Annotated in this window: 16 protein-coding genes and 1 tRNA gene; 11 read left to right on the forward strand and 6 right to left on the reverse strand. The window is 65.5% G+C overall.

The window, feature by feature from the left end:
* The first annotated feature begins 59 nt into the window (after nt 1-59).
* The 3 genes from JOE41_RS18670 (at nt 60) to JOE41_RS18680 (ending at nt 2531) form a co-directional block, all read left to right on the forward strand.
* A complete protein-coding gene (locus JOE41_RS18670; protein WP_011691397.1) occupies nt 60-743 on the forward strand; it encodes a 1-acyl-sn-glycerol-3-phosphate acyltransferase in 684 nt (227 codons plus the stop codon).
* Nucleotides 744-753: 10 nt separating this feature from the next.
* Complete coding sequence (gene der / locus JOE41_RS18675) at nt 754-2304, forward strand: ribosome biogenesis GTPase Der (RefSeq protein ID WP_209753206.1); 1551 nt, start codon at nt 754-756, stop codon at nt 2302-2304.
* Nucleotides 2305-2454: 150 nt separating this feature from the next.
* Nucleotides 2455-2531 (forward strand) — tRNA-Pro (locus tag JOE41_RS18680).
* Between the two features lie 97 nt (nt 2532-2628).
* Here JOE41_RS18680 and JOE41_RS18685 read toward each other — a convergent pair.
* Nucleotides 2629-3519 carry an Fpg/Nei family DNA glycosylase gene (locus JOE41_RS18685; protein ID WP_209753207.1) on the reverse strand — a complete coding sequence of 297 codons (891 nt, stop codon included), beginning with the start codon at nt 3517-3519 and terminating at the stop codon, nt 2629-2631.
* Between the two features lie 148 nt (nt 3520-3667).
* Here JOE41_RS18685 and gcvH point away from each other — a divergent pair, with 148 nt between their 5' ends.
* The 5 genes from gcvH (at nt 3668) to JOE41_RS18710 (ending at nt 6747) form a co-directional block, all read left to right on the forward strand.
* A complete protein-coding gene (gene gcvH / locus JOE41_RS18690) occupies nt 3668-4054 on the forward strand; it encodes a glycine cleavage system protein GcvH (protein WP_043429635.1) in 387 nt (128 codons plus the stop codon).
* Between the two features lie 135 nt (nt 4055-4189).
* Nucleotides 4190-4666, forward strand: a complete 477-nt coding sequence (locus JOE41_RS18695; RefSeq protein ID WP_209753208.1) for an FHA domain-containing protein — start codon at nt 4190-4192, stop codon at nt 4664-4666.
* A gap of 23 nt (nt 4667-4689) precedes the next feature.
* On the forward strand, nt 4690-5406 hold the full coding sequence (locus JOE41_RS18700) for a MerR family transcriptional regulator (protein ID WP_043430536.1): 717 nt from the start codon (nt 4690-4692) through the stop codon (nt 5404-5406).
* Entirely contained in the window at nt 5406-5909 is a 504-nt protein-coding gene (locus JOE41_RS18705) for a bifunctional nuclease family protein (protein ID WP_011691403.1), read from the forward strand. The genes JOE41_RS18700 and JOE41_RS18705 overlap by 1 nt, the downstream gene beginning before the upstream one ends.
* Before the next feature lie 241 nt (nt 5910-6150).
* Complete coding sequence (locus JOE41_RS18710; protein WP_011691404.1) at nt 6151-6747, forward strand: MerR family transcriptional regulator; 597 nt, start codon at nt 6151-6153, stop codon at nt 6745-6747.
* 134 nt (nt 6748-6881) lie between these two features.
* Here JOE41_RS18710 and JOE41_RS18715 read toward each other — a convergent pair whose 3' ends face one another.
* Complete coding sequence (locus JOE41_RS18715; protein ID WP_209753209.1) at nt 6882-7718, reverse strand: ParA family protein; 837 nt, start codon at nt 7716-7718, stop codon at nt 6882-6884.
* Between the two features lie 306 nt (nt 7719-8024).
* Here JOE41_RS18715 and JOE41_RS18720 point away from each other — a divergent pair, with 306 nt between their 5' ends.
* Complete coding sequence (locus JOE41_RS18720) at nt 8025-11420, forward strand: pyruvate carboxylase (RefSeq protein WP_209753210.1); 3396 nt, start codon at nt 8025-8027, stop codon at nt 11418-11420.
* A 54-nt stretch (nt 11421-11474) separates the two neighbouring features.
* Here JOE41_RS18720 and JOE41_RS18725 read toward each other — a convergent pair whose 3' ends face one another.
* Nucleotides 11475-13313 (reverse strand): long-chain fatty acid--CoA ligase, encoded by a 1839-nt coding sequence (locus tag JOE41_RS18725; protein WP_209753211.1) that lies wholly within the window; start codon nt 13311-13313, stop codon nt 11475-11477.
* A 223-nt stretch (nt 13314-13536) separates the two neighbouring features.
* Between JOE41_RS18725 and JOE41_RS18730 the strand changes: the two genes are divergently transcribed.
* Complete coding sequence (locus JOE41_RS18730) at nt 13537-14628, forward strand: ROK family glucokinase (protein WP_011691408.1); 1092 nt, start codon at nt 13537-13539, stop codon at nt 14626-14628.
* A 29-nt stretch (nt 14629-14657) separates the two neighbouring features.
* On the opposite strand, the gene JOE41_RS18735 is transcribed toward JOE41_RS18730, so the two are convergent.
* From JOE41_RS18735 to JOE41_RS18745, 3 genes are read right to left on the reverse strand one after another with little or no spacing between them, the layout of a single operon-like run.
* Nucleotides 14658-15197, reverse strand: a complete 540-nt coding sequence (locus JOE41_RS18735) for a hypothetical protein (RefSeq protein WP_209753212.1) — start codon at nt 15195-15197, stop codon at nt 14658-14660.
* Nucleotides 15194-16006, reverse strand: coding sequence for a carboxylesterase (locus tag JOE41_RS18740; protein WP_209753213.1), 813 nt, complete (start codon nt 16004-16006; stop codon nt 15194-15196). The genes JOE41_RS18735 and JOE41_RS18740 overlap by 4 nt, the downstream gene beginning before the upstream one ends.
* A complete protein-coding gene (locus JOE41_RS18745; RefSeq protein WP_011691411.1) occupies nt 16003-16791 on the reverse strand; it encodes a carboxylesterase in 789 nt (262 codons plus the stop codon). Before JOE41_RS18745 ends, JOE41_RS18740 begins: the two co-directional genes overlap by 4 nt.
* 111 nt (nt 16792-16902) lie before the next feature.
* On the opposite strand from JOE41_RS18745, the gene JOE41_RS18750 reads away from it, so the two are divergent.
* Nucleotides 16903-17739: a 1-acyl-sn-glycerol-3-phosphate acyltransferase gene (locus JOE41_RS18750; RefSeq protein WP_209753214.1), complete on the forward strand. Its 837-nt coding sequence runs from the start codon at nt 16903-16905 to the stop codon at nt 17737-17739.
* Nucleotides 17740-17802: the final 63 nt, after the last annotated feature.

Here is a 17802-nt window from a genome sequence, read left to right on the forward strand (position 1 = left end):
CCGGCAGCCGCCGTCCGGGCCAGCTCCAAGCGGGGGGCGCCCTTCCGGGTGCCTGGACCATGGCGTGGAGCCGGCCTGTCGGCTGGTTGCTGGACCACGTCGTCTACCGGACAACAGTCCGCGGCCGGGAAAACGTTCCGGCAGCAGGGCCCGTCATCTTCGCCGGCAACCACCTCAGCTTCCTGGACGGGCCGGTGATGTTCGGAGCATCACCGAGGCCCATGCACATCCTCGTCAAACAGGAAATGTTCAAGGGGATCCTCGGGCGGGTCCTCACGGCGTCAGGCCAGTTCCCGGTGGACCGCTCGGGCGACCGTGCCGCGCTGCAGCTGAGCAAGAGCGCGCTCGACGCCGGCCGCTGCATCGGCATCCTTCCCGAAGGAACACGGGGGAGCGGCGAAGCCTCCACCATTAACAACGGGGTGGCCTGGCTCGCGCTGAACTCCGGCGCGACCGTGATTCCCGTTGCCATCCTGGGCACCCGGATCGCCGGTGAACACCTCGACGCCGTTCCGCGGCCGGGCCGGAGGCTGCACGTCAGCTTCGGCAAGGCCGTGGCTGTAGGGCGCAGGCCCGGCGAGACAGGGCGTGTTTCAATGGACAGGGCGGGAAACGAGATCCGCGCTGCACTGGCACGGCATGTCCAGCACACGATTCAACTCAGCGGGCAGGCTTTGCCCGGCGCGGATTCCCCGCAAAAACGTCATAAAGAAGTAGCCGGGACGCCGGCAGATCACCACTAAGGAAAGTGCAATGAGCGATACGACTCAAACCTCCGGCAAATTTGGCGCCGGCGAAGACGAATACACGCCCACCGGCACGGACCAGGTGGCGGAACATCTTGCTGCCCTGGACGATGACGAGGCCGAGCTCCGCGCTGCCTCGCTCCGGGCGGGCCTGGACGACTACGAACTGGATGAAGAAGACGCCGCCCTCCTGAGCGGCCGCTACGACGACCAGGACTTCGACGGTCCGGTCAAGCTCGATCCGGTCCTGGCCATCATCGGCCGTCCCAACGTGGGCAAATCGACCCTGGTAAACCGTATCCTCGGCCGCCGCGAAGCCGTGGTGGAAGACACCCCCGGCGTCACGCGTGACCGGGTGATGTACTCGGCCACCTGGAACGGCCGGAACTTCACGGTCGTCGACACCGGCGGCTGGGAGCATGATGCCCGCGGCATCCACGCCCGCGTGGCCGAGCAGGCCGAGATGGCCGTGGAGCTCGCCGACGCCGTGCTGTTCGTCGTCGACTCCGCCGTAGGCGCCACCGCCACGGACGAAGCCGTCGTGAAGATGCTCCGCAAGTCCAAGAAGCCGGTCATCATGGTGGCCAACAAGGTGGATGACTTCGCGCAGGAAGCCGACTCGGCAACGCTCTGGGGCCTCGGCTTCGGTGAACCGTACCCGGTATCGGCACTGCACGGCCGGGGTGTCGCTGACCTCCTGGACCACGTCATGGACACCCTGCCCGAGTACTCCACCATCGAAGGCCTGGAGCGCTCCGGCGGCCCGCGCCGCATCGCCCTCATCGGGCGTCCGAACGTCGGCAAGTCCTCGCTGCTGAACAAGCTGGCCGGTTCCGAGCGCGTTGTCGTGGACAACACCGCCGGCACCACGCGCGACCCCGTCGATGAATTCATCGAACTCGGCGGCCGCACCTGGCGTTTCGTCGATACCGCCGGCATCCGCCGCCGCCAGCACATGGCACAGGGCGCCGACTTCTACGCCTCACTGCGTACGCAGAGCGCACTGGAAAAGGCGGAGGTCGCCGTCGTGCTCCTCGCGGTGGACGAAGTCCTCAGCGAGCAGGACGTCCGCATCCTGCAACTGGCCATCGAATCCGGCCGCGCACTGGTTCTCGCGTTCAACAAGTGGGATCTGCTGGACGACGAACGCCGCACCTACCTGGAGCGCGAAATCGAGCAGGACCTCGCCCACGTGGCCTGGGCTCCGCGGGTCAACATTTCAGCCCTGACCGGCTGGCACAAGGACCGCCTCGTTCCTGCCCTGGACACCGCACTGGAAAGCTGGGACAAGCGCATCCCCACCGGACGCCTGAACGCCTTCCTTGGCGAACTGGTGGCCGCGCACCCGCACCCGGTCCGCGGCGGCAAACAGCCCCGCATCCTCTTCGGCACCCAGGCCTCCAGCCGTCCGCCGAAGTTCGTCCTGTTCACCACCGGTTTCCTGGATCCGGGATACCGTCGCTTCATCACCCGACGCCTCCGCGAAACCTTCGGTTTCGAGGGAACGCCGATCGAGGTCAACATGCGTGTCCGCGAAAAGCGTGGCAAGAAGCGTTAATTACGACACACCTCGCCCGTGTCACACGCAAAGTGTCACTGGCACCCTCCGGAATCGTGTAAGCTTTTGGAGGTGGTTCGGCCGGACTGCTGAGGTAAAAATCCCGGGGAAACCCGGGAGGACAACCGAGGCGGAGAACGGCGGAACTAACGGGCTGTAGCGCAGCTTGGTAGCGCACTTGACTGGGGGTCAAGGGGTCGCAGGTTCAAATCCTGTCAGCCCGACCAGCAAAGATAACCGCTCCGCTTCCGGGAAGTATCCCGGAGCGGGGCGGTTTTTTCTTTATGCTTTTCCCTCCGCCGAGACCGCATTCCTGCCAGCGCCCTACTTCAGGAAACGCGACGTCCGCCGGTCGGCGAGGATCTTGCCGCCTGTCTGGCAGCGCGGGCAATACTGGAGCGCCCTGTCCGCAAATGACACCTCCCGGACCGTGTCCCCGCAGACCGGGCACGCCTGGCCGGTCCGGCCATGGACCCGCATGGTGCTCCGCTTCGCGTCCTTCAATTCGTTCGGAGCCTTTCCCACAGCCTCCGCCACGGCGGCCCCCAGAATGTTGTGCACCGAGTCGTACAGGACGCGGACGGACTCCGGGTCGAGTGACTTCGCGGTGGCGAAGGGGGATATCCGGGCAGCGTGGAGGATTTCGTCGCTGTAGGCGTTGCCGATGCCGGCGATCACCCCCTGGTTTCGTAACAGTCCCTTAATCTGCTGGCTGCTCGAGGAAAGAATTTCAGCGAAGGCGTCAAGGGTGAACGAGGCGCTCAACGGATCCGGGCCGAGGCTTGCGATGCCGGGGATATCCTCCGGGTCGCGGACTACGTAGAGGGCCAGGCTTTTCTTTGTTCCCGCCTCGGTGAGGTCGATCCCCAGATGGGCTTCGCCGCCGTCGGCATCAGGGCGGATCCTGGAGAACTCGAACCTTGCGGCTATATACCCTTTGCCCCGTGGCAAAGGGGCGTTCGACGGCGATTCGGTGTACCGCAGCCAGCCGGCCTTGGCGAGGTGGAACGCGAGATAGATGCCGTCGGCATCAATGATGATGAACTTGCCCCGGCGCTGGACGCCGGAAATGGTGCGGCCTTCCAGCGCCGTATATGGCGGGTCCGCCGTTTTGAGGACCGCGAACGAAACGATCTGGATTTTCGTCAGCACAGCTCCGCGAAGCCGGTCGCCCAGGAAGGCGCCCAGCCCGGCCACTTCGGGAAGTTCTGGCATGGCACTACTGTGCCACACGGGTCCGCCAAGGCGCTCCCTGCGGGGAAGGGCGATGTGCATATACTTTCAGCGGCGGCTTGTTCTGCAGACCTCCGTTGACATTGCTGATTGACCAACATTCCTGGTTGACCCGATGAAAGGCCCCCTGATGAGCAACATTCCCGAAGACCTGTCCTACACTGCCGAGCACGAGTGGGTTTCCGCCCCCAACACTGACGGCGTGGTGCGGGTGGGCATCACCGATTTTGCCCAGGACGCCCTGGGCGACGTCGTGTACGCGCAGATGCCCGAAGTCGGCACCAAAGTGACGGCAAACGAGGTCGTGGGCGAGGTTGAGTCCACCAAGAGCGTCAGCGACATCTACGCTCCCGTCAGCGGGGAAGTCGTCGCCAGGAACGAAGCCCTGGACACCGACTCGGCGCTTATTAACAGCGATCCCTACGGCGAGGGCTGGCTGATCGAGGTCAAGCTCGCTGAGGCTGACGCGGTGGAGTCCCTGCTCAGTGCATCGGAGTACGAACAACAGGTAGGCTAAAGATAACCGGCATGGAGGTCCGGCTGTTGAGGGATTAACAGCCGGACAACACGCCGTAGGACCGGATCTGCCAGGCTTTTCCGGAGGGCACGCGTTGTTTGCAGGGGGACATCTGCAACGGAAGAGGAGGAATCCATGGTTGGTCACGAAAATAGCCACAGCGGTGGTGATTACGGCACGGGCGGAGTGAAGGCTTCGGAGACCACCTCAATCCACCTCACGCCAATCCGTGACGAGCCCAACATCGCGCCCAAGCTCTCTCCGGAGGAACGGGTTGCCGTAGAGGCCCTTCCCTACGGCTCAGCGCTCCTGGTTGCCCACAGCGGTCCCAACACCGGTGCACGATTCCTGCTGGACTCCGACGTCACCACCGCCGGACGCCACCCTGACGCGGACATCTTCCTCGACGACGTCACGGTGTCCCGCCGCCACGTGGAATTCCGTCGGACGGCACGCAGCTTCGAAGTTGTCGATACGGGCAGCCTCAACGGAACTTACGTCAACCACGACCGCGTGGACAGCGTGGAACTGAAGTCCGGTAATGAAGTCCAGATTGGCAAGTTCCGGCTCACTTTCTACCTCAGCCCTGCCCGCGCAGCAGGCAACGTCTGATCCCGGGGTAGTTGCCTGTGGCACTGGCACAACCGGAACGGCGCGGACCCCAAGTCCTGAACATAGGGGAAGTACTCGCGCAGCTGAGCGACGACTTTCCTGGAATGACTGCGTCCAAGATCAGGTTCCTTGAAGAAAAAGGCCTGATCAATCCGCAACGCACCCCGGCCGGCTACCGGCAGTATGCGGACACCGACGTGGAGCGGCTCCGGTTCGTGCTGGCCCTGCAGCGGGACCAGTATCTTCCGCTGAAGGTCATTAAGGACTACCTCGACGCCATTGACCGCGGCGAACGCCCGGAGAACCTGCCGCCGGGCGTCACTGTGTCGCCGCGGATCGTGTCGGACGAGCTCGCCACTGAGCTGCAGAACAAGGTGCGCCGGCTCAGCGAGGACCAGCTGCGGGCCGAATCCGGCGCCAGCGTGCCGCTGTTGAGGTCCCTCCTCGAGTTCGGCCTGATCGGACACGTCAACGGGAAGTTCGATGAACATGCCCTGCAGGTGGCCCGCGCGTGCGTGCAGCTGGAAAGCCACGGCCTGGAGCCACGCCACCTTCGGCCGTTCCAGGCCGCCGCGGAACGGGAGTTCGGACTGGTGGAGCGGGCCGTAGCGCCGCTGACTTCCCGCAAGGATGCGGCGTCGCACGCCCGGGCCGCCGAGGCTGCCCGCGAAATCAGTGATCTCTGCCTGACACTGCACCGTGCCCTGGTGCAGGACCGTATATCGCGAATGGATATCTGATGATTGAAGTCGAGATCGTGGGTGTGCGGATCGAACTGCCGTCGAACCAGCCACTGGTGCTGTTGCGGGAGATTCACGGAGAACGGCATGTGCCCATCTGGATCGGCACCCCTGAAGCCAGCGCCATTGCGCTGGCCCAGCAGGGGGTGGTGCCGCCGCGGCCAATGACGCACGACCTCCTCATCGATGTCGTGGAGTCGTTGGGCCACTCCATTGTCAGCGTGAACATCGTCGCCGTCGAAGACAATATCTTCTACGGGCAGCTGCAGTTTGAAGACGGGACTACGGTCAGTTCCAGGGCTTCGGACGCCCTTGCGCTGGCGTTGCGGGCCAAATGCCGTATTTGGTGCGCCGACTCGGTGATGGATGAGGCCGGCGTCAGGATCACCGAGCATGATGAGGGCGAAGACACCGAGCCGGGCCCCACGGTGGACGAGGAGCGTGAACTGCGGCGCTTCCGGGAGTTCCTGGACGACGTGGAGCCGGAAGATTTCGACGGCTGAGATCACGTTAAGGTTAAAGTTGAGGCTGAAAGTTTCGACACGCCCCTGAAATGGGGCCAACGTCTTTGACCTTGGGGCGTGGCAGGCCTAACGTCGAAGATATCAAGTTCCCATTGCATACAACAGCCGCGCAAGTCACACTGGAATGTGCAGCCCCGGCTGAATTACACAGGTGAATTTCAGATCTGTGATCGCTGTTGCTGTGACTTCCTTAGGGGAGCAAAAGACGAGGAGGGTCCACGTGAGTCCGAAAGGCGAAGCTGGCGAGCTAAAGCAGGCTTCAACGGCAGGCGTTGCCCTGCCTGCGAGCGGTGCTCAGGGCCTCCTCTTCACGGAAGACCTCCCGGTATTGGACGAAGACGCGGGCTACCGCGGACCGACCGCCTGCAAAGCTGCGGGCATCACCTACCGCCAGCTCGACTACTGGGCACGCACCGGCCTCGTTGAGCCTGCCGTGCGTGGTGCAGCCGGGTCTGGCTCCCAACGGCTGTACGGCTTCCGGGACATCCTTGTGCTGAAGGTAGTCAAACGGCTGCTGGACACGGGAGTGTCACTGCAGCAGATCCGTTCCGCCGTGGAGCACTTGCGCGAACGCGGCGTTGAGGACCTGGCGCAGATTACCCTCATGAGCGATGGCGCCAGCGTCTACGAGTGCACGTCTGCGGATGAGGTCATCGACCTGGTCCAGGGCGGCCAGGGCGTTTTCGGGATCGCGGTCGGACGGGTGTGGCGCGAAGTGGAAGGCAGCCTCGCAGCGCTTCCCAGCGAGCACGCCGTCGAGCAGTCCTTTCCGGACGACGAACTTAGCAAGCGCAGGGCCGCCCGCAAAACCGGCTAAAGCTGCTGCCGCACCGGCTGACGCACTTCCATAGCCGGCACCCGCACGCAAAGAAAGGCCGCTTTCCATCCGGAAGGCGGCCTTTCTGTGCAGTTCGTGTCCCGGCATCGCGGGCCGTGTTCCGTGGGTGTCCGCTACCGAAGGCTGCGTTCGCGGAGCGCCCCGGCGGAACCCGCGCCGTTGGAAGCCATGAGGTTGTCAAGAAGCGTGTTGAAGAGGCTGGCCGCATTTTTCGCGGAATCGCCCGGCCAGTGGTGCACGGAATGGGCCGCACCCTGGATCTGCTGCCAGTTCGCCTGCTCCGGAATGTACGGTGTCAGCAAGAGTTCCCCGAACATCGACTGCATCTCGGCGAGGCGGAAGGCGTGCTCCGACGACCCGGACCGTACGCGGTTCGCGATAATACCGGCGGGGGAGAGGTTCGGGGCGAACTCCTGGCGGAACAGCTGGATGGCGCGCATGGTGCGTTCTGTACCTGCCACGGAAAACAGTCCGGGCTCGGCAACGAGGGCCACCTTGTCGCTGGCGGACCATGCCATCCGGGTCAGTCCGTTCAGCGAGGGCGGGCAGTCAACCAGGATCAGCTGGTACTTGTCCTGACCGGCCAGAACAGCCGAGAGCCTGCGCAGGTCCCTGCGGCCCAGGTCCGGCCGGTCATAAATGCCTGTGTATGCGGAGCCAACAGCGACGTCCAGGACGGCGGGCCGGGCTCCGTTGTAGTTTTCCCGGGCCACCCAGCCGCTGGTGACCACGTTTTGCGAAAGCCGCGCGCGGCGGGGGCTCTTGAGCATCCGGCCGATGTCCAGCTGCTCATCCGGCTGGACACCCAGGGCCGTGCTGGCATCCGCGTGCGGATCAAGGTCCACCACAAGGGTGGGGATGCCGGCGGCCAGGGCCGCAGATGCCAATCCGGTGGTGACGGAAGTTTTGCCGACCCCGCCTTTGAGGCTGCTGATGCTGACTACTTGCACTTGAAAAACCAATACCTAACGCCGGTTGCCGTGTTGGGGTAGTGCCGGCTCCGGCTCCCCGGAGCGGAGGGCGCGCGTAAGCACCCCCGACCCATCATATGTTGCCGCAGTGTTGAATCCCGTTTCATCGGGCGTGTGTGCGGCGCATCCCACGCTGCCGGCCGGGGCATCACCGGTCGGCCCTGCCTAATCCCGCTGAGATGACGGATAATCTTGTGATGGTCGACACAATGATTTGTGTTTCCACGCGCCCGTCTTACACACTGTGACCACTTATCGATACACCCGCAATGATGCAGGAGAAGTATGTTTTCCAAAATTCTGGTGGCTAACCGCGGCGAAATCGCGATCCGTGCCTTCCGTGCCGGCTACGAGCTGGGCGCCAAGACTGTTGCCGTGTTCCCCAACGAGGACCGAAACTCCATCCACCGCCAGAAGGCTGATGAAGCGTACCTGATCGGCGAAGAGGGCCACCCAGTCCGGGCTTATCTTGACGTGGACGAAGTGGTCCGCGTGGCCAAGGAATCCGGCGCCGATGCCATCTACCCCGGCTATGGATTCCTCTCGGAGAACCCCCGCCTGGCCCGGGCCGCCAAAGAGGCCGACATCACCTTTGTTGGCCCGCCGGCCGAGGTCCTTGAGCTGGCCGGAAACAAGGTCGCCGCGCTCGAAGCCGCCCGCGCCGCCGGCGTCCCCGTCCTCAAGTCGAGCCAGCCCTCCAAGGACCTGGATGAACTGATCGCCGCAGCGGACGAAATCGGCTTTCCCATCTTCGCCAAGGCCGTTGCCGGCGGCGGAGGCCGCGGCATGCGCCGCGTGGACACCCGCGAGGCTCTGCCCGAAGCGCTGCAGGCCGCCATGCGCGAGGCCGACGCCGCTTTCGGTGATCCCACCATGTTCCTGGAGCAGGCCGTTCTCCGCCCCCGCCACATCGAGGTCCAGATCCTGGCCGATGCCGAGGGCAACGTCATGCACCTGTTCGAACGCGACTGCTCCATCCAGCGCCGCCATCAGAAGGTGATCGAGATCGCGCCGGCGCCGAACCTGGATGAAGGCATCCGTCAGGCGCTGTACAGGGATGCGGTGAAGTTCGCCAAGGCCCTCAACTACGTCAACGCCGGCACCGTGGAGTTCCTGGTGGACACCGTCGGCGAACGCGCCGGCCAGCACGTGTTCATCGAGATGAACCCGCGCATCCAGGTGGAGCACACTGTCACCGAGGAAGTCACCGATGTGGACCTCGTCCAGGCACAGCTCCGCATCGCATCGGGCGAGACGCTCGCTGACCTCGGCCTGTCGCAGGACACCGTCCAGCTCAAGGGCGCCGCACTGCAGTGCCGCATCACCACCGAGGATCCGGCCAACGGCTTCCGGCCCGACGTCGGAAAGATCACCGGTTACCGTTCCGCCGGCGGCGCCGGTGTAAGGCTCGACGGCGGCACCGTCTACTCGGGTGCCGAAATCAGTCCGCACTTCGACTCCATGCTGGTCAAACTGACCTGCCGCGGCCGCGACTACCCTGCAGCAGTGGCCAGGGCGCGCCGGGCCCTCGCGGAGTTCCGCATCCGCGGCGTCTCCACGAACATTTCCTTCCTGCAGGCCGTCCTGGATGACAAGGACTTCATCGCCGGCGACGTGGCCACCAACTTCATCGACCAGCGCCCCGAGCTGCTCAAGGCCCGCGTTTCCGCGGACCGCGGCACCAAGCTGCTGACCTGGCTGGCAGAGGTCACGGTCAACAAGCCCAACGGCGACCTCACCGTCCATTCCGACCCGGCGGCCAAGCTGCCCGCAGTCGGGGACACCCCCGCCCCCAAGGGTTCGCGCCAGCGACTGCTTGAGCTGGGTCCCGAGGGATTTGCCAAGGCCCTGCGCGAGCAGCAGGCCGTTGCCGTCACCGACACCACCTTCCGTGACGCCCACCAGTCACTGCTGGCCACCCGGGTCCGTACCCGCGACCTCGTGGCGGCCGGCCCCGCCGTGTCCGCGCTGCTTCCTGAACTGCTGTCAGTGGAGGCCTGGGGCGGTGCCACGTACGACGTCGCCCTGCGGTTCCTCGGCGAAGATCCCTGGGACAGGCTGGCGGCGCTGCGCAAGGCATTGCCCAACATCTGCCTGCAGATGCTCCTCCGGGGCCGCAACACCGTGGGCTACACGCCCTACCCCGAGGAAGTCACCGAGGCATTCGTCAACGAGGCCGCCGCAACCGGCATCGACATCTTCCGCATTTTCGACGCCCTCAACGACGTCAACCAGATGGCTCCGGCCATCCGCGCCGTGCGGGCCACCGGCACCGCCGTCGCAGAAGTTGCCCTCTGCTACACCGGCGACATGCTCGATCCGGACGAAAAACTCTACACGCTGGACTACTACCTGGAGCTGGCCCAGAAGATCGTCGACGCCGGCGCCCACATCCTCGCCATCAAGGACATGGCAGGGCTTTTGCGTCCCGCGGCCGGCGCCAAGCTTGTGGCGGCCTTGCGGGAACGGTTCGACCTCCCGGTCCACCTGCACACCCACGACACCGCAGGCGGCCAGCTGGCCACGCTCCTGGCGGCAGTGGACGCAGGCGTGGACGCAGTGGACGTCGCGTCTGCTTCACTGGCCGGCACCACCAGCCAGCCTTCGGCCTCCGCCCTGGTTGCGGCACTGGCCCACACCCCGCGTGACACCGGCCTGGGCCTGGCCAAGGTCAGCTCGCTGGAACCTTACTGGGAAGCTGTACGCCGCGTCTACGCTCCCTTCGAGTCGGGACTGCCGGGTCCCACCGGCCGCGTCTACCAGCACGAGATCCCCGGCGGCCAGCTCTCCAATCTGCGGCAGCAGGCCATGGCCCTCGGCCTCGGCGAACGCTTCGAAGCCATCGAGGACATGTACACGGCAGCCGACCGCATCCTGGGCCGCCTCGTGAAGGTCACCCCGTCCTCGAAGGTTGTGGGAGACCTTGCCCTGCACCTCGTTGGCCTCAATGCCGATCCTGCGGACTTCAACGAAAACCCGCAGAACTACGACATCCCGGATTCCGTCATTGGCTTCCTCTCCGGAGAACTCGGTGATCCTCCCGGAGGCTGGCCCGAGCCGTTCCGCACCAAAGCCCTCCAGGGCCGCAGCATCAAGGTGCGCGACGCCGAGCTTAGCCCCGAGGACAGCGCCGCACTGAAGGGCGATTCCAAAACCCGCCAGCAGACGCTCAACCGGCTGCTCTTCGAAGGTCCCACCAAGGACTACCAGAAGAGCGTGGAAACCTACGGCAACCTCTCGGTCCTCGACACCCGTGACTACCTGTTCGGCCTCCAACGCGGAGCCGAGCACGAGATCGAGCTGGAGAAGGGCGTACGCCTGATCGCCTCCCTCGAAGCCGTGTCGGAGCCGGACGAAAAGGGCATGCGCACCGTGATGTGCACGCTTAACGGACAGTCCAGGCCGGTGGTGGTCCGCGACCGTTCCGTCGTCAGCAACGTCAAGGCAGCTGAAAAAGCGGACGCCAGCCAGCCGGGCCACGTCGCCGCACCCTTCGCCGGAGCCGTGACGCTCACGGTCAAGGTGGGCGACGCCGTGAACGCCGGCGACACCGTTGCCACCATCGAGGCCATGAAGATGGAGGCCTCAATTACGACGCCGGTGGCCGGCACGGTCGGGCGCCTCGCAGTCGGCGCCGTGGAACAGGTCCAGGGCGGAGACCTGCTGCTCGTCGTCGAGTAACCACACACACGAAAAGGGGCCTCCCGCCGGGAGGCCCCTTTTTGGTGTCTTGCGCTAGTGCTGTCCGGACGGCTCCGTACGGGCCGGCCGCGGTGTAGCGTACATGTCCGCGATGACGGCGTCGAAGTCCTTCATCACCTGGGCCCGCTTGACCTTCATGGAGGGGGTGAGATGGCCGGATGCCTCGGTGAAATCAGACGGTACGATCCGGAACGATTTAATGGCTTCCGCCTGGGACACTGACTGGTTGGCGCGGGTGATGAGGTCCTGGACGGCAGCCTTGACCACCGGATGGCCTGCCGCTTCCGCGACCGTGGTGCCGGCCGGAAGTCCGTGACGCTGCAGCCATCCCGGCAGGGCTTCCTCATCGAGTGTCACCAAGGCTCCGATGAACGGCATGTTGTCGCCCACAACCAGCACCTGGGAGACGAGGGCGTCGGCCCGGATCTGGTCTTCCAGCAGGGCAGGCACCACGTTCTTGCCGCTGGCCGTCACGATGATTTCCTTCTTGCGGCCTGTGATGGTCAGGAAGCCGTCGGCGTCCATTTGTCCGATGTCGCCCGTGCGGAACCAGCCGTCCACGAACGTGTCGGCTGCGAGGTCGTCGCGCTTGTAGTAGCCGCGCATCACGCAGACGCCCTTGGCGAGGATCTCGCCGTCGTCGGCTATTTTCACCGCATTCCCCGGCAGGGGAGCGCCCACCGTCCCGATCCTGATGAGCGAGGGAGTGTTGACGGTGATCGGCGCGGTGGTTTCGGTCAGGCCGTAGCCTTCAAGGATCTGCATGCCGATGCCCTGGAAGAAGTGCCCCAGGCGTTCACCCAGCGGACCGCCGCCGGACACTGCGTGTGCCACCTGGCCGCCCATGGCCGCGCGGAGCTTGCTATAGACAAGCTTGTCGAACAGCGCGTGACGGAGTTTGAGGCCGAAGCCGATGGAACCGGCCTGCCGGGCCCGCGAGTAGGCGATGGCGGTGTCGGCTGCCTTGTGGAAGATGGCGCCCTTGCCGCTGTCCTCGGCCTTGGTCAGCGCGGAGTTATAGACCTTTTCGAATACGCGCGGGACGGCGAGGATGAACGTGGGCTTGTAGCTTTGCAGGTCCGGCAGGAGGTGCTTGATGTCCGGGGTGTGCGCCACAGTGACGCCGGCAGCCACGGCCAGGACCGAGATGAACCGGGCGAAAACGTGTGCGAGTGGCAGGAACATGATGGTTCGTGCCTGCTCGTGGACGATGCCTGAGAGCGAGGTGGCCAGTGCATTCTCGGACAACTCCACGAAGTTCCCGTGCGTCAGCTCGCAGCCCTTGGGCCGTCCGGTGGTGCCGGAGGTGTAGATGATCGTCGCGACGTCGGCCAGCGAAGCCAGGCTCCTGCGGGCTTCGAGCTCCTCGTCGCTGACGGTAGTGCCGGCCGCGCGGAGCTCGTCCAGCCCGGCGCCCTCAAGCTGCCAGACGTGGGCCAGGGATGAAAGCCCTTCCGAGGTTGCGGCCTGCCGGATGATGTCCTCGTGGTGCGCCGACTCGCCGAAGGCCGCGACGGCACCCGAGTCGCCCAGGTTCCAGGCGACCTGGCTGGGGGAGGAGGTTTCGTAGATGGGAACGGAGATGCCACCGGCAAACCAGATCGCGAAGTCGACCAGCGCCCACTCGTAGCGGGTGCGGGACATGATGCCGACGCGGTCGCCTGCTGCCACTCCGCTGGCCATGAGGCCCTTGGCCAGGATGCGCACGTCGGCGAGGAAATCCATGGCAGAAATATCCTGCCATTGTCCGGCGGCATCGAGCCGCGAAAACAGGGACGGGTTCGAGGCCTTGGCGGCCTGCCGCAACACCAGGTCGGTGATGTTGGTTTCCGGGGGTACATTCACCAAGGGCGGAACACTGAATTCGCGCACGATAGCTCCTTTGTTATCCATAGACCCGCAGGGGGTACTGCTAACACTAGTACGCCCTCTGCGGAGGTGTGTCCTGATTCACCTACTGGCGAGTAACTTTACGGTTAAGTGCCTGAAACCCGCTACTCCGGTCCGCCGCGGCCTGTGCATGGGGCCGTTGCAGTGGACGTTTTCCGCATGTCCGGCATCACCGCAAATTGGTGCGGCAATAGAATGGGCAACCATGCACACACCTTCGCCCGGCGACCTGCCCAGACCCTACCGACGGACGGCCGCGTGGCGGCGCAGGAAGCCTTCCGGGCAGGATGCGCTGGCCGCCAGCCAGGGCTTCCGGGAGCACCTCCGGCTCGGGCGCAAAGGGTTGGCGATCGGTGTGGACATCGGAGGCACCAAGGTCGCGGCCGGTGTGGTGGACGCCGACGGCCGGATCCTCAGCCAGGCCAGGCGCTCCACACCCGGGAACGACCCCCGGGCCGTGGAACAGGTGATCGTCGAACTCGTGGAGGAGCTGAGCCGCGGCCACCGCATCTGGTCGGTGGGAATCGGCGCGGCCGGGTGGATGGACCTCGACGGCGGCACGGTGCTGTTCAGCCCGCACCTCGCGTGGCGCAACGAACCGTTGCGGGACAACCTCCAGCGACTGCTGCGCCGTCCGGTCCTGCTGACCAACGACGCCGATGCCGCCGCGTGGGCGGAATGGCGCTTTGGTGCCGGGCAGGGGCAAAGCAGGCTCGTCTGCATCACCCTGGGCACGGGGATCGGCGGTGCCATGGTGATGGACGGCCGGCTGGAACGCGGCCGCTTTGGGGTTGCGGGAGAATTCGGCCACCAGATCATCATGCCCGGCGGGCACCGTTGCGAATGCGGAAACCGCGGCTGCTGGGAACAGTATGCGTCTGGAAACGCGCTGGGCCGCGAAGCCCGCGAACTGGCTGCTGCCAATTCGCCCGTGGCGCAGGAACTCCTGAAGGCCGTGGACGGTCAGGTGGACCGCATCACCGGGGCCATCGTGACGGAACTGGCCAAGGCGGGGGACCCCACGTCCCGGGAACTGCTGGAGGACGTTGGGGAGTGGCTGGGCCTGGGGCTGGCCAACCTGGCTGCCGCGCTGGACCCTGGAAAGTTCGTCATCGGTGGAGGCCTGTGCGATGCGGGTGAACTGCTGGTGGCGCCGGCACGGAAGGCCTTTGCGCGGAACCTGACAGGGCGCGGATTCCGGCCGGCTGCCGAAATCGCGCTCGCAGCCCTGGGCCCCAACGCCGGGCTGATCGGGGCCGCAGACCTGTCCCGTGTCAGCAGCAGGATGCACGGCTGACAGCGGACCCGGCGGGCAAAGCCCGAAAGCTAGACCCGGGCGCCGTCGTCGTGCTCGTCCTTTTCCTGCGGCAGCTGCATGATCAGGTAGATCACTGAGACGACGAATGCGGCGACGATCCCCAAAATAGCCATGAGCGGCGCAGACCGCCAGAACATGGCGGACAGCACCAGTGCGACGGGGCCCCCCACGGCGCCCAGCCAGGCCAGCACGGTCAGCGGGTCGCTGCCGGCCAGGCTCGGGGGTTCCTCCGGAACGAAAGGCTCGTCGTCGTCGGCCTCGTAGTCGCGGGGCCCGCTGGCTGGCTCCGCGGGGTCCGCGCCTGCGTGGCCCGTCCCGGGCTGCGGTCCACGGACGGCGGCCCCGCGTTCGGCCGCCGATGGCTCCGTCGGAGCAGTACCGGAGAGGCCCAGCGGGTCGAAGTCGCGGAAGGGCCGTTTGTGCGGTTCGCTGCTGTCGCCGGCAGGAGCTGGCGTGTCGGTGCCCTCGAGCCGGGAAACCAGGTCAAGCCATACGGCGTCGTCCTGGTTGGCGCTCTGGTCCGAGGAATTGGAGTCGGATCTGGTCATCGGCCGTGTCCTTCGGGGCTGGCGGGCGAGGCGTCCACGTCTGCCGGAGCCGGTGCTCCCGGGACCACGGTGCGGATGAAGTCCGTGGTCCCGCTGAAAATCTCTGCGGCATCGTTGTCCAGGGTGGCCACATGGTAGCTGTTTTCCAAGGCGCTCAGTTCGAGCCGGGCATTGGTGAGGCCCCGGCGCAGCGCCACGATGCTCGAGTCGGACACCACGTGGTCCACTGTGGAGCGGAACACGCGAACAGGTGCCGTGATCTGCGGCAGCAGCCGCCTGGTGTCCTTGAACATCTTGTTGAGCTCGTGGGCCGCGGCCACGGGTGTCCGGGGGTAGGCGCCTTCATCCGTGTCCGGCTTGAGGATGTCGTTGGCAATGGCAGGAGTGCTTTTCAGGACCAGCTTCAGGATGCCGGCCAGCGGCGCGCGGGGATCATCGATGACCAGGCCGGGGTTGACCACGATAGTGCCCGCCACGGGACGCAATGCCGCCACCCGCAACGCCAGGGCCCCTCCCATGGACAGACCGGCCGTGAAGACGTGGTCGCATTCGGCTTCGAGCTCAAGGTAGGCCTTGTCGTAGGCGGAATACCACTCCTGCCAACGCGTCCTGGCAAGTTCCTGCCAGCTGGTGCCGTGTCCGGGCAGGAGCGGCATCCGCACGGCAAATCCGGCGTCGGCCAGCGAGCGGGCCCATGCCCGCACACCGTGCGGGCTTCCGGTGAAGCCATGGGAAACGGCGACGCCGATCGAGGGACCGTCGCCGGTAAAGGGACTGCTGAAAGGGCTGTGGTCGGCGGCAATACTCATGATGTCTCCGAGGATACGTGGTGCGGTGCGTGCTCATGGAAGAAGGTGGTGGAATGCCCGAAGATCGCGGGCGCATCGTTGTCCAGCGTGGCCACGTGGCCGCTGTTGGGCAGCGGCACCACGCGAAGTTCGGCCGACCCCAGGCGCCGCCGGATCAGCTCGAGCGACGACGGCGGCACAACCTCGTCGGTGTCCGACTTGAAGACCAGGACCGGGGCCGTCACACGGGGCAATCCACGGCGGGCGGCGGCAAACAGTTTCTTCAGCTGGTGGACGGCGGAGAGCGGCGTCTGCGAATAGTCGCCGTCCTCAGTGGTGGCAGCTGTGGGGTTGGCCTCCACTATCGGCAGCGTGGTCGGTTGGAAGTACTTCAGGACGCCGACAATACGAACCCGCCGGTCGTAGAAACTGAGTCCGGGATTGACCACGGCTACACCGGCAACACGGTGGCGTGACGCCGTGCGCAGCGCGACAGCGCCGCCCATCGAGAGCCCGGCGACGTAACAGGCGTCGGTCCGGCCGGCGAGTTCAAGGTAGGCGTTCTCGAATGCGCCGGCCCATTCACGCCAGCCCGACCGGGCCAGTTCGCGCCAGTGGGTCCCGTGCCCGGGCAGGAGCGGGACGGAGACGGCAAACCCTTGCTCCGCCAGGTGGAGTGCCCACGGCATGACGCTGAGCGGACTCCCGGTGAAGCCGTGGCAGATGGCGACGCCGATCCGGGCGTTGGGTCCGTGGCCGGGGTAGCTGAAAGCGGCAGGCACAGTCTGTTTGCTGCTTTCTCTCATGTGCCCATCGTGTCACCATTCGCCGCAAATCTCACTAGAGTAGGGTTGCATTGAAGTCCTGGCCGGACCCGACGGAGGGCCGGCCAGACGCCTTCCGGAGAGGTTCACCACGTGTTTTATTGGTTCATGAAGACCTTCGTCCTGGGACCGGTGCTGAAGCTCCTGTTCCGGCCCTGGGTCAAGGGGCTCGACAATGTGCCCGCGGAAGGCGCCGCCATCCTGGCTTCCAACCATTTGTCGTTCTCCGACTCCATCTTTATGCCCCTGATGGTTCCGCGTCCGGTGGTATTCCTGGCGAAGTCGGAGTATTTCACCGGCACCGGCCTCAAGGGCAGGCTGACCGCACTGTTCTTCCGGCTGACAAACCAGCTGCCCATGGACCGTTCCGGGGGAGCGGCTTCGGCGGCGTCGCTCAATGCCGGCATGGACGTCCTGTCGCATGGTTCGCTGCTGGGCATATATCCCGAAGGCACGCGCAGCCCCGATTCGCGGCTGTACCGGGGCAAAGTCGGTGTCGCCAAGCTCGCCCTGGAGGCGAGGGTTCCCGTGATTCCGGTAGCCATGATTGGGACCGACAAGGTCCAGCCCATTGGCAAACGGATGCCGAACATCAGGCGCATCGGCATGATCTTCGGTGAACCGCTGGACTTCAGCCGGTACTACGGCATGGAAGACGACCGCCTGATCCAGCGGTCCGTGACCGACGAAATCATGTACGAGCTCATGCGCCTGTCCGGGCAGGAGTACGTCGACGAATACGCGGCGGTGGTCAAACTGCGGCTGGCGGGGAAACCCACAGACGGCCCCACCGGTGCCGGGGACAACGGTTCCGCAGGCGCCGGTCCCTCCGGGGACAAGGGTTCCGCAGGCTCCGGTCCCTCCGGCTCCGGGGACACCAGTCCCGGAGAGCCTAGGGACAGCGGTCCCGGGGAGCCCGGAAACGCGTGACGCCGCCTTTGTGCTGCCGGTTCTGTGACGGCGGTTTGGGGCTAATGACGGTTACGGTGCGGA

The organism is Arthrobacter sp. PvP103 (assembly GCF_017833075.1).
Taxonomy (GTDB): domain Bacteria; phylum Actinomycetota; class Actinomycetes; order Actinomycetales; family Micrococcaceae; genus Arthrobacter.